The sequence below is a fragment of the Enterocloster alcoholdehydrogenati genome, from assembly GCF_013282095.1.
Classification (GTDB): Bacteria; Bacillota; Clostridia; order Lachnospirales; family Lachnospiraceae; genus Enterocloster; species Enterocloster alcoholdehydrogenati.
In genome coordinates, this window is the sequence record NZ_BLTJ01000021.1 from 19,359 (window position 1) to 31,196 (window position 11,838).

The 11,838-nt window shown below is 46.5% G+C and carries 17 protein-coding genes; 16 read left to right on the top strand and 1 reads right to left on the bottom strand.

Annotated elements, in window-relative coordinates:
* Positions 1-10: 10 nt before the first annotated feature.
* On the bottom strand, positions 11-202 hold the full coding sequence (locus HW447_RS16945) for a type II toxin-antitoxin system HicA family toxin (protein WP_176256228.1): 192 nt from the start codon (positions 200-202) through the stop codon (positions 11-13).
* Positions 203-380: 178 nt separating this feature from the next.
* Between HW447_RS16945 and HW447_RS16950 the strand changes: the two genes are divergently transcribed.
* The 16 genes from HW447_RS16950 to HW447_RS17025 all read left to right on the top strand — a co-directional run bounded on the left by HW447_RS16950 (position 381) and on the right by HW447_RS17025 (position 11,677).
* Positions 381-1,736, top strand: a complete 1,356-nt coding sequence (locus HW447_RS16950; protein WP_176256229.1) for a phage tail sheath family protein — start codon at positions 381-383, stop codon at positions 1,734-1,736.
* Positions 1,737-1,746: 10 nt separating this feature from the next.
* Positions 1,747-2,229 carry a phage tail tube protein gene (locus tag HW447_RS16955; protein WP_176256230.1) on the top strand — a complete coding sequence of 161 codons (483 nt, stop codon included), beginning with the start codon at positions 1,747-1,749 and terminating at the stop codon, positions 2,227-2,229.
* A complete protein-coding gene (locus HW447_RS16960; RefSeq protein ID WP_176256231.1) occupies positions 2,226-2,618 on the top strand; it encodes a phage tail assembly chaperone in 393 nt (130 codons plus the stop codon). Before HW447_RS16955 ends, HW447_RS16960 begins: the two co-directional genes overlap by 4 nt.
* 161 nt (positions 2,619-2,779) lie before the next feature.
* Positions 2,780-4,021, top strand: coding sequence for a tape measure protein (locus HW447_RS16965; RefSeq protein WP_243176333.1), 1,242 nt, complete (start codon positions 2,780-2,782; stop codon positions 4,019-4,021).
* Positions 4,022-4,087: 66 nt separating this feature from the next.
* On the top strand, positions 4,088-4,828 hold the full coding sequence (locus tag HW447_RS16970; RefSeq protein WP_176256232.1) for a hypothetical protein: 741 nt from the start codon (positions 4,088-4,090) through the stop codon (positions 4,826-4,828).
* A gap of 9 nt (positions 4,829-4,837) precedes the next feature.
* Entirely contained in the window at positions 4,838-5,560 is a 723-nt protein-coding gene (locus HW447_RS16975; protein WP_176256233.1) for a hypothetical protein, read from the top strand.
* 5 nt (positions 5,561-5,565) lie between these two features.
* Positions 5,566-6,591, top strand: a complete 1,026-nt coding sequence (locus tag HW447_RS16980; protein ID WP_176256234.1) for an XkdQ/YqbQ family protein — start codon at positions 5,566-5,568, stop codon at positions 6,589-6,591.
* Positions 6,584-6,889 carry a DUF2577 family protein gene (locus tag HW447_RS16985; protein WP_176256235.1) on the top strand — a complete coding sequence of 102 codons (306 nt, stop codon included), beginning with the start codon at positions 6,584-6,586 and terminating at the stop codon, positions 6,887-6,889. The genes HW447_RS16980 and HW447_RS16985 overlap by 8 nt, the downstream gene beginning before the upstream one ends.
* Before the next feature lie 9 nt (positions 6,890-6,898).
* Positions 6,899-7,300 carry a DUF2634 domain-containing protein gene (locus HW447_RS16990; RefSeq protein ID WP_176256236.1) on the top strand — a complete coding sequence of 134 codons (402 nt, stop codon included), beginning with the start codon at positions 6,899-6,901 and terminating at the stop codon, positions 7,298-7,300.
* The gene (locus HW447_RS16995; protein ID WP_176256237.1) at positions 7,297-8,445 is read left to right on the top strand and encodes a baseplate J/gp47 family protein; all 1,149 of its coding nucleotides are present in this window, start codon (positions 7,297-7,299) and stop codon (positions 8,443-8,445) included. Before HW447_RS16990 ends, HW447_RS16995 begins: the two co-directional genes overlap by 4 nt.
* Positions 8,435-8,980, top strand: coding sequence for a putative phage tail protein (locus HW447_RS17000; protein ID WP_176256238.1), 546 nt, complete (start codon positions 8,435-8,437; stop codon positions 8,978-8,980). The genes HW447_RS16995 and HW447_RS17000 overlap by 11 nt, the downstream gene beginning before the upstream one ends.
* A complete protein-coding gene (locus HW447_RS18060; protein ID WP_243176334.1) occupies positions 8,967-10,211 on the top strand; it encodes a hypothetical protein in 1,245 nt (414 codons plus the stop codon). The genes HW447_RS17000 and HW447_RS18060 overlap by 14 nt, the downstream gene beginning before the upstream one ends.
* 409 nt (positions 10,212-10,620) lie before the next feature.
* Positions 10,621-10,908, top strand: a complete 288-nt coding sequence (locus HW447_RS17010; RefSeq protein WP_176256239.1) for a hypothetical protein — start codon at positions 10,621-10,623, stop codon at positions 10,906-10,908.
* Entirely contained in the window at positions 10,905-11,186 is a 282-nt protein-coding gene (locus HW447_RS17015; protein ID WP_176256240.1) for a hypothetical protein, read from the top strand. The genes HW447_RS17010 and HW447_RS17015 overlap by 4 nt, the downstream gene beginning before the upstream one ends.
* A 15-nt stretch (positions 11,187-11,201) precedes the next feature.
* Positions 11,202-11,381 carry a hypothetical protein gene (locus HW447_RS17020; RefSeq protein ID WP_176256241.1) on the top strand — a complete coding sequence of 60 codons (180 nt, stop codon included), beginning with the start codon at positions 11,202-11,204 and terminating at the stop codon, positions 11,379-11,381.
* A gap of 92 nt (positions 11,382-11,473) precedes the next feature.
* Complete coding sequence (locus HW447_RS17025) at positions 11,474-11,677, top strand: hypothetical protein (RefSeq protein ID WP_176256242.1); 204 nt, start codon at positions 11,474-11,476, stop codon at positions 11,675-11,677.
* The last annotated feature ends 161 nt before the right edge of the window (positions 11,678-11,838 follow it).

Consider the following 11,838-nt stretch of genomic DNA (forward strand, 5'->3'; position numbering starts at 1 on the left):
CAGGTTGGGGCTATTTGAGCCCCGCCTGCTTTCTGATGGAATTCTCAGTCTTTTTGGTTAAGTCTTTACCCTGATGGAACGGGATTGTAACTTTTCCAGGCTTTATTGGATGTATATAGTTCCGATGAGAGCCTTCCTGGCTTTTGAATATCCATCCATCTGCAAGGATTAGTTTTTCCATTTCTCTTGGTTTTAGCGGCATTTGTTATACCTCCCTTGCATTATTATAATATCACATAATACGTATCATGTAAATACGTATTACAAGCATTGAGCAAAGTAAACATTTCAAAAAAGGAAATAAGATACCAATAATTTAGAACGTCTTTCTTTGGATGGGCGTTCTTTTTATGCAAAAAAAGAAAGCGAGGTCAAAAAAAATGGCAGGAGGCACATGGACAAGCCAGAACAAAGTCCAGCCTGGTGTGTACATTAACACCAAGTCACAGGGCAATGTCAAAGCAAATATTGGCACACGGGGGATTGTGGCGATTGCAGAGCCCCTTTCCTGGGGGGCTTTGGGGATTGTGCAGACAATTATCCCCGGAGAGGATCTGACCCCATATATCGGTTACGATATAACGAGTGAAAAGGCGCTGTTTCTTCGGGAGATGATGAAGGGAAGTGATACTACGGCGGGGCCGTCAAAGATCCTCCTGTATCGGCCTAAGGGATCCGGGGGAGCGAAGGCAACTGCAACAACAGGAACGCTGACTGCAACGGCTGTTTATGAAGGTGTACGGGGAAATGATATTGCGATTGTGATATCTGCTGATCCGGATGAAGAAACTACATTCCAGGTTGCAACGGTGGTTGATGGATCTGTAAGGGATGAGCAGACTGCGAAAAAGGCGGAGGATCTAACGGGTAACGCCTGGGTTACATTCAGTGGATCTGGAGAGCTTGCAGCCACAGCAGGAAAAACACTGACAGATGGAAAAGATCCATCTGTATCCACGGCAGATTATGCAGCTTGGCTTACCGCGATGGAACCGTATAAATTCGATGTGCTGATCTATGACGGCGAGGACAAGACTACGATTCAGGCAGTTGCGGCGTTTGTAAAGCGTGTTTCAAACAACGTAGGCTTAAAATGCCAGGCCGTTATGGCAAATGCCCAGGCATCGAACAGTGAATGGGTGATCTCAGTCAATAATGGCATAAAACTGGATGATGGTACTGTATTGGACGCGAAGAAGGCTACTTGGTGGTTAGGCGGAGCAGAGGCAGGAGCGCTGTATAATCAGTCTTTGACCTATTCTCGTTATCCTGATGCAATCGAAGCCAGCCCAAAGCTTACGGATACGCAGATTGAAGCAGCAATTCAGGCAGGGGAAATCGTCTTTATTGATACATTCGATAAAGTAAAGGTATGCACAGATATCAATACCCACACAAGCTTTACGGTAGATAAGGGCGAGGAGTACGCCAAAAATCGTGTAATGCGGGTGCTGAATCAGTTCTGCAATGATGTGTATGAGCATTTCAGTAATTACTTTATTGGCAAGGTAAGTAATGATGAGACCGGCCGCGGCCTGCTGAAAGGCTGGATTGTGGGCTATCTGAACGATATGCAGGCTAATGGCGGGGTTCAGAACTTTGAAGCTGAGGATGTAACGGTAGGGGCCGGAAACAGTATTGATGCGGTTTTGATCGAAGTAAAGATCCAGCCGGTGGACAGTATTGAGAAAATATATATGTCGGTTACGGTATCTGCAAGTACCGAAACGGAGTAGGAGGTAGCATATGGGATATTTACTGGCCCAGGATGCCATAAGCGGTAAAGCGGGAAAGGGCTTTATGGTTGTGGATGGGCAGAACATTGAGTTGTTTGGCATGAAGAAGTTTGAAAGCAGTGCAGAGGTTCAGACGGATGAGTTCCCGGTTGTGGGCTCTGTTGTAGATCAGACGAAGGTGAGAGGGCTGAAATACTCAGGCACCGCAACGGTGTACTATGGAACTCCGGCTTTTTTAAAGATCCTGATGGAATACAAGCGCACAGGCAGATTTCCACTGATTAACTTCCAGATTACCAATGATGATAAAGGTTCTTCGCTTGGACCTCAGGTAATTGGGATTTACGGTGTGACATTAACTAAGATCCCGATAGCATTATTGGATGATTCCACATCGAATTTACAGACAGAGATTTCATTTAATTTTACAGATTTTGAGCCGCTTCAGCATTTCAAAGATGCTCCGGCACAGTTAGGAGGAGAAAGATTTTGAGTAAATTAAGTGCATTTTTAAGACCGGCCCCGGCCGGAAAGACCCGGGAATTGATTCTGGACCGTTTTACAGATGATGAGGGAAATCCGGTGCCATTTGTGATCCAGTGCCTTTCAGCTGGAAAGAGTGACGCAATCATGCAGCTGTGCACTGATAAAGAAGGACAGTTGAATGCCGCAGAGTTTGGCGACCGTATGATCGTGGAGAGCATGGTGGAGCCGAATCTGAAAGATGCTGAGGTTTGCCAGTATTATGGTGTTATGGATCCTTTGGATGTTCCTGGTATTATGTTCTCTCCTGGAGAAAAGAAGATTGTGGAAGATGCTGTTATGGACATCAATGACATGAAAGATGCTATTAAGAAACTGAAAGAGGCAAAAAACTCTTAAGGGAAGGTGACTTGGAGACGGAACTGGCATATTTCGTTTTCGTCTCCTTTGGTATCTTCCCAGAAGATCTGGAACGCAGAAGTAGGAATGAAAAACTGCTGATGCACGCAATGATGACTCGTTTTCATGAGGAAACGAAACCGAGATAAGGAGGGAGAAATGTGGGACAGATACGGGAAGAATTAGTATTAACAGATGGGTTCAGTGCATCATTTAGTCAGTTCCTCTCCCTTGGAACCTCATCTATCGCAAAGATGGAGCATCTGGACGGAACGATTCAGAGCGTTGGTAGTACGCTTCAGACTTCCATTGCACAGGAAGCGGCACAAACCAGGCAGTCAATCGATGGAGTAACACAGAGTATCAATCAGATGTCGGACGCGCTCCAGTATATCTCCGTTCAGGGAATGGATGAGATCAACCGTACAATTCAGCAGATTGGGGTTAATCAGCGGAGGCATACGGAAGAAACAAAGCAGACAAGCAGAGCGGCAGGCAGCCTATTGCGAACATTTCGCCAAATTGCGGTAGCAACTGGAGCGGTCAGCCTTGTAAAATCCTTTTTAGGGGTTGCTGACCAGCAGACGCAGATTACTGCTCGATTAAATCTAATGAATGACGGCCTCCAGTCTACTGCTGAATTACAGGATATGATCTATGTATCAGCTCAGCGCACAAGATCAGCATACGATACCACAGCACAGGTGGTGGCGGGTCTTGGCCAGCGCGCAGGTAAGGCATTTTCATCCAGTGCGGAAATTGTCCAGTTTGCAGAAAATCTAAATAAGCAGTTTAAAATCGCAGGTGCTTCGCAGCAGGAAATTTCATCAGCATCCCTGCAGCTGACGCAGGCTCTGGGTTCTGGTGTGCTGCGAGGAGAAGAGCTGAATGCGGTCTTTGAATCAGCGCCCAATATTATCCAGACGATTGCGGATTATCTGGGAGAGGATATAGGGAAAATCCGGGATCTGGCAGCAGATGGGCAGATTACTGCAGAAATTGTGAAGAATGCGATGTTGAAGGCGACAGACGAGATCGATGCAGAGTTCCAACAGATGCCGATGACACTGGCCGAAGCCTTTACCATGGGGAAAAACGCAATCCAAAAGAGCTTGCAGGATAGTTTCTCCGGGTGGAGCAAATTTTTAAATTCTGACGAAGGTCAACAGGCAATTATCCAAGCAATTAACTTGTTTACGATTTTGGCCCAAGTGGGTATAGGCGCTTTATCCACAATAGGGCAGGCTGCTTTGTGGGTGTCCAATAATCTGGATTTCATTTTGCCGGTATTGGCAGCGATAGGAGTGGCTCTTGTCATTTTAAAAGGGCAGGCTATCATGACCGGTATGGCGAATGTAGGGAGCGCATTAGCATCAGCTGCAGCATGGGCAGTGGCACACTAGCCTATTCTGTTGCTGATTGTTGTTCTTTCATCAGCACTGATTGCTGCACAGCAGTTTGGTTTTGGAATGCAGCAGATCGGAAACTTTGTCGGCCAGGTTTTAGGACTGCTGTATGCCGTTGGATACAACGTCTTTTCATCCTTGTGGAATGTAATCGCATCGTTTGCAGAGTTTTTTGCGAATGTTTGGAACGATCCTCTTGGAGCAACAGTTCGTTTATTTTTTGATGTATTTGATTCGATTTTGGGTATTGTAGAAACGGTGGCGGGCGCCATTGATGCACTTTTGAGAACTGACATGGCTGGTGCTGTGTCTGGTTTCCGAGACAAGATGTCCGGATGGGTTGATGATACATTCGGAGAAAATGCAGTCCAGATTAAGCGTATGTCAGAACTTGATGTGGTTGCAACATCGCAACAGTTTGGTGATATTGGTGCGAACCTGGGGTCAAAACTGGACAACATGGATCTCAGCCTGGAATCGTTGACCGATAGCTTGGGAGGGCTGAATGGTTTTGACGCATCGTCTATCCCAACCGCGGACAACCTGGGTGACATTGGGAAGGTTGGAAAAGTCGGTAAAATTGAAGATGATGTAAAGCTTTCCGATGAAGATATCAAGATCTATAGAGATCTGGCAGAACGACGCTATATGAATAATATAGAGCTTCAGACGATGGCTCCGCAGATCAATGTATCCATTCCAGAAAGTGCCGCTAAGAATCTGACTGCTAATGATATCGCGGATAAATTGAAAGCGATCCTGATTGAACAGGCTGCCGCCGGAACTGCGGTATCACACGGATAGGAGGAAGGAATGGGACAGCTTAAAAATACAACTTCTATCTATCTGAAATTTGGAAGTACGAAGATACGGATACCAGTTAATCCGGAGGAGATTGAAATCAAATACCCGAGCAACAATAAGAAACAGGATATCATCGGCGTGGGAGAGGTTGTTGTGCAGAAGCGGCCGGGCTTAAGAGAGATTACCTGGAAAGGCTTTTTTCCCGGCGAGGACAGCGTAGACCCTTATATCAATAAGGGTGCCAAAAGTCCACAATGGTATGAAAAGCAGATCAGTAGAGCAATGAAAAGCAAGCAGAAAGGGCGGCTTATTATCAGCCGCTCTGATCTGTATGACACAAATATCCGCTGCATAGTCAGTCAGTTCGAGACTACCGATAAGGGTGGTGAGCCGGGAGATATGTACTATTTGTTGGAACTGCAGGAGTACAGGGACTATTCTCCTCAGACAGTCAGTATAGTCACGACTCCGCCTCAGGCATCTGGAGGGGAACCGGTTCAGAGTGATGCATCCGCAGAGCAGCAAAGGGCAGTGGAAACGCCGGTGCTCCGGGTAGGCGCATCCGTAGTGGTGAATGGGGAATATTGCTATGACAGTTACGGCGGAAAGCCTCATGGCACAGCGAATAATATCAGCACGACTGTGACATGGATTGTTTCCGGAAATCCTTATCCGGTCCATGTGGGCTCCTATGGATGGGTACAGGAAAGCCAGATCCAGATAACAGGGTGATTATTATGAGCAGTATAACATTACAGATTCAGACAATAGGGTCAGCTCCAGGCGGGGCCACGCAGACGGTAATCACCGATTATGCAACTGCAGCCCAAGAAATCGAACTTACAACAGAGCGGTTTGATACTCCGAGCGCCCTCACATTTACCTGCCTGGAAGACAGCGGGATTGCCATCCCGGAAGGAAGTTCCGTGGAGTTTTCTGTAGATGGGGTAAAGATGTTCAAGGGATATATCTTTACCGCAGAACGCAACAAGGACGGAGAAGTATCATATACGGCTAGAGATCAGCTGAGATACCTGAAAGCGAATGCCAGCTATCTATTTCAGAATATGACCTTGCCCCAGATCATCGGGCAGATTGCAGTGGATTTTGGCCTGAAAGTGGGGGCTATGGAGGATACTGGCTATGTGTTCCCGTATTTGGACAAGGAAAACGAGGGTTGCTTAGATATTATATTTGATGCCTTGGCTCAAACTATTGTGCAGACTGGAAAGATCTATAATTTCTATGATAACTGCGGGGAACTGTGTCTGACAGAGGCAAAGAATATGTTCGTTACCACGCTCCTAGGAGATAAAAGCCTGGTAACAGATTATACCTATAAGCGGGATATTGACAGTAATACATATAACCGCGTGAAGTTGGTGCGCAAGAATAAGGACAGTGGCCGGACCGATGCCTATATACACGAGGACAGTGATACCATTAAGAAATGGGGCCTGTTGCAGTATTACGATGAAGTAGATGAAAATCTGAATGAAGCTCAGATTGATGAGATGTGTAAGCAGTATCTGCAATATTATAACCGGGTGTTGCAAACATTGTCTTTGGATTCTATTGGTATTCCGGGGCTTCGGGCTGGGATGATTATTCCAGTGAGGATCGGGGCGGTAGACGGCCTTGCTGTTTCCCGACTTATGATAGCAGAAAAGGTTACACATACCTTTGAGGGGGATGAGCATGACCATACCATGAGTATTGAAGTAAAAGATTTTGGACAGCTGGGAGGGATAAATATTGTCTAATCTATTAGGGGTAATGCAGGAAATCATGCAGGAAAATCAGAAAGCGATGAAGCCTACGGAAGTCGCATTTGGAACCGTAGCTACGGTATCTCCGCTCTCTATTCTGGTAGATGGAACCTCTCAGCCCAAACCGGAGGCAGGACTGATTCTTACAGAGGCAGTAATCCCTAAGACGGTTCAGGTTCAGGGAGGCGGAGGAATGGTTGTAGTCAATAAAGGGCTGGCTGTGGGAGACAAGGTTGTTATGCTGCGGGTTTCTCGTGGAAACCGCTACATTGTTCTTTCAAAGGCGCAGTAAGGAGGAAGTATGGCAACATTACCGGATGGTGTAGGACTGGATGTATCTCTGAAGCATACAGAACAGCCTACCAACACTTTCCTGATTGATTGGTCTTCCGGGCAGATTTCCGGGATGGATGAGGGACTGAAAGCAATGAGGCAGGCGGTAGAGATCGTCCTGCAGAACGAACGTTTCCGTTGGCAGATCTATGACAGTAACTTCGGGACAGAGCTGGAGGACCTGATCGGTGAAGAATATGATTATATTGTAAGTGAGCTTCCCCGTAGAATCGAGGAAGCTTTTTCTATGGACAGTCGGATTCTGTCAATAGAAAATTTTCAATTTGCGGAACAGGGGAGCGGAAAAGTAACGGTATCATTTGATGTTGTGACTGTGTACGGGACTCTTTCGGAGGAGGTGGAAACGTGATTGATTTTGAAGGTTACACGCAAAAGGCCATACAAACACAGCTATTGGGACAGGTGTCTGATAAGATAGACAGGCGTCAGGGCAGTATCATACAGACCGCCCTGGGGCCGGTTGCCTGGTATCTGGAAGGGCTGTATATGCTTTTGGTGCAGGTGCAGGAAAACGCCTATGCAGGTACAGCTGTGGGAGAGTTCCTTGATTATATCAGCGCTGAGCGTAATATAACAAGAAAAGCGGCCACATCAGCTCTCCGAAAAGGGATGTTTGACGTAGAGATTCCACAGGGGGCTTTGTTTAAAACCATCAACGGCGCAGCATCGGTGATATTTGAGAGCGGAAAGCTGATCAGCAGTGAAAAGGGGAAATATATCTATGAGATGGCCTGCAACACACCTGGAACGGCGGGAAATGCGTACACAGGCAATATGCTACCGATTACTGCAATCGCTGGCCTTACGAGCGCTGTGCTGGGGGAGATCATAACATCAGGAACAGATGAAGAGGATGACGATTCCCTGCGAGCGCGATTCTTTGAGAGCTTCGATGTGGCATCGTTTGGAGGGAATATAGCTGCTTACAGAAATACAATCCTTGCCATTGAAGGGGTAGGAGCCGTGCAGGTGTATCCAGCATGGAAAGGCGGAGGAACGGTTCTGTGCAGCATTCTGGATAGCCAATTAACACCAGCGGAGAGCGGACTGATTGCGCAGGTACAAAATGTCATATGTCCTCCGGAAAGCGGCCAGTCAGGACCGTCGGGGAATGGATATGGCATGGCGCCGATTGGTGCGGCGGTTACGATAACAACAGCTACAAATTTGACGTTAAATATTTCTGCTGCTGTTCAGCTGGCAGCTACGGTAAGGACCGGCATAGAAGCTTATCAGGATCAAATAGAACAGAAGATACAGGGGTATCTTGCATCTGTGTGCAGGACATGGGGAAATGCGATCAAAGGGCAGAAGATAGAATATGTTGTGGCGGTTTATGCTTCTAGAATCGTAGCATCTATTCTGGAGATACCCAATATCGTCAACGTCACGGATGTTTCAATCAATGGATCATCAGGGGATTTGATATTGACGGAAACAGCTGAACTTCAGCAGATCCCTTCTTTGGGGGAGGTAACGATTCATGGCGATTGATTTGATTAAAATACTGCCGGAATATTTTAGACCGGTTTTGGAGTTCAAAGAAATCATAAAAGCCGATGAGGCTGTGCTTGCAGAGCTGGAAACTAATATAGAGCAAATTCGTAAAAATTTTTATATTCAGACAGCCGATGAAGCTACATTGACACAGAAAGAGATGCTGTTTGATATATTCGCATCGCCAGGAGAGACAATCGAGTACCGCAGGCAGAGGTTACTTCAAAAATATAATACGATTGTCCCCTTTTCCACTGACTTTTTAAGAGATCAGCTGACGGAACTGTTTGGTAAGGATTTCACGCTCAGCGTGGATTCTGCGGCCTGTAAGCTGGAAGTATCAGTCACGTCGTCACGCTATGGAGCGGTAGATTTGCTGTATAACCTGCTTTGGGACGTGATTCCGGCACACATGGAAATCCATGCAAATCAGCAGGTTAATAATTACAGTATATCGAACTTTGTGTTGGAGGGGTTATGTCCAGCGCATTTATGCAGACCATATAGGAGGCTTATTCATGGGAGTATATAAAAAGGCAGTTATAACAGAAGCAGGAGAGGCACTGACAGCAAGAGCGGTATCTGGTGAGGCGACGATACAGTTTTCGCATACAAAAACATCAGCGTATACATATCCTAATGGAACTAATCTGAAAAAGCTGACAGATCTACAGGAAGTAAAACAGACCGTGATCCCGTCCAATATCCAGCTTGCAAATGATACATTGGTCAGCATCCGGTCTATGTTTGATAATAGCGGCATCACACAGGAGTATCTGATTCAAAATGTAGGAATTTATGCTTCGGATGGAGAAACAGAAGTCCTGTTTGCAATCTGTCAGGCGACTACGCCGGATCAGATGCCGGCGTTTAATGGAGTGGCCCCATCGTCTTTTATCTATAATGTGCAGATAAGCATAGCACAGGCAGAGCAGTTGTCGATCTCTGTTAATACTGCAGGGACGGCTACAGTCCAGGATGTGCTTGATCTGGAACAAAAAATGGAGGAAAAAAAGCTGGATTCTTTTGGGGGAGATGCATCAAATACGGTTGTATCACTGGAAGATCCAGCTTCGTCGGATGATAAATATCCAGAGATCAGCGGCAAAGGCTCGCTGAAAAATACGCTTGGAAAACTATATCGTTGGGTAAATTCCCTAAAAGCAAACAAGGTAGATTCCATTGGCGGTGACACCGCGGACACTCTGGTTTCTGCCTTTGATGCATCATCAGACAGTTTCCCGGTACCGGCCGCAAAAGAAAAGGCCCGGACACGCTGGGGGAAGATGAAGAAGTTTACGGAAGATTTTAGGAATTGGATGACCGGCGTCTGCCTGATCGGACAGATCGTAAACAACTGTGTTACTGACCGGACAGATCTGCCCCTGTCGGCGGCTCAGGGAAAGGTATTGATGGATCTTTATACTGTGCTCAATACCAACTCCTCAAAAATCGGCCACGCTCATGATGAACGATACTATACTGAGGCTGAGGTAAATAATCTTTTCAATACTTATCAGGGACTTCCTCAATATAGTATGGATCTTTTCAATATACAGAGCGGCGGCCGTCTGCTATATTATGATGCCAATACGAAAAACACGCCATACAAGGCTGGTATTACACAGGCATCTGAAGGTGTGGCTATTACAGTAGGTGACTGGGGGAACTTTATTACGTCTTTGGCAATACCGAAAGGCGATTCAAGACTATACATATACAGCCGCGCAAACAGTATAATCACAGACTGGAAAATGCTTTAAGTCCTACCAGAAATTTCCTTCCATTCTCCATAGGATACTCCTGGAGTATGGAGTGACACAAACAGCCGCAGATCGTTGCTGATGGCAATCCGTGTTGTCCACATCTTGAGGAAACCAAATGTCAGGATAACACCGCCGTTTCCTTCTCCCTCTACTGGCCTGTGTGTAGCGTTATCCGCATAGATGTATATTCCTGGCGAATTTGTATCCACGAGGCAGTCCGAAACACTGGTGGCATTTTTAGCATAAAAAAGTTCGCTATCCTCCTGCTTTGTGTGATACCTGTCATCATGGGTATGCCCAATCTTAGAGCTCTTGGTATTGCGCACAATATGTAAGAAAATTCCGGGCCTAAAAGGGCCTTTTATAATACATAAAAATACAAATTATTAGAAAGGAAGGATGCAAAATGGAAAAAATCAAGATCCAGGATACTGAGTATGAAATTATCCGTATCATGCCAGCTGCCCCCAATGTGCTGCAGATTGTGTTTGCAGATAATATCCCAAGGGAATGGGGGGATATTACCACATTTACAATTGGAGGCTTGGAGGCAGGCAATATAAGCGGATACGATACACTGTACCGCACTGACGGCCAGACAATCTACCTGAGCAATGACGGCAGCGTATATGAACCGCCGGCGGATTCAGGACTGATGGATGAACCTATGCTGATTAAGGAGGAACAGGCATGACGGATGAAGAAATTGTGGTAGTGCTCGAAGGCTATAAGCATGAAATAGCATCTTTGAAACATCGCATGGACAGTGTAGGGAAGATTGTGGATGCCGTACACACACTTGCTTTGGAGATGGCCCGGCAGACGGAGGAGATTAAGCACATGAATAGCTCCATCCGGCAGCTGACAGACGATGTGACGGAACTGAAAGCCAAGCCGGGGCGGCAGTGGGAAATGCTTATCGGGGCGTTGATTGGGGCGGTCGTGAGTGCGGCGGCCTCAATGCTTTTTTGAAAGGAGGTGACATAAATGAAAGAGAAACTGGCTAAGCTGATCGATGTTAAGTCGATCATGACTCTGGCGCTGACTGCGGGATTCGTTGGTCTGACCTGCACTGGGGAAATTTCCGGGCAGGAATACCTTACGATCTTCACGATGATTGTGGGGTTCTACTTTGGCGTTCAAACAGAGAAAAGCAGACAGAAATAGAAGGAGGTGATCCATCTATCTCCCGGTCCGGCCAGGGTTAGAGCCGGAGCAACTACCATTACATAATAAAAATGAAAGAGAGGACAAAATTTATGGCAAAATTAACAGGAAAACATCAGGATAAAATCCCTGGAATGGGAGGCTATGTAAACGCAGGGCCAGATCTGCAGCCTAAGGAGCCGACCCCATATCTGCATGATGCACCATGTGATGTACCGCATCCTGACAAGCATCAGAGCGGCGTAGGTGGCCCATCTGATCGTAATAACAACGGTGTAGATGACAGTCAGGAGTAGAGTCGTGCGACGTCGCAACACAGACAGGCCCCAGGGGATTCCTGAGGTCTATATTTTGATTGCGGCATAACTGCAGCTGTGCTATAATGCCTATGTTACCGCCCCTACACTGGGAACAGAAAAAAAAAAAAAAAAAAAGGGGGGGGGGGGGGGGGGGGGAG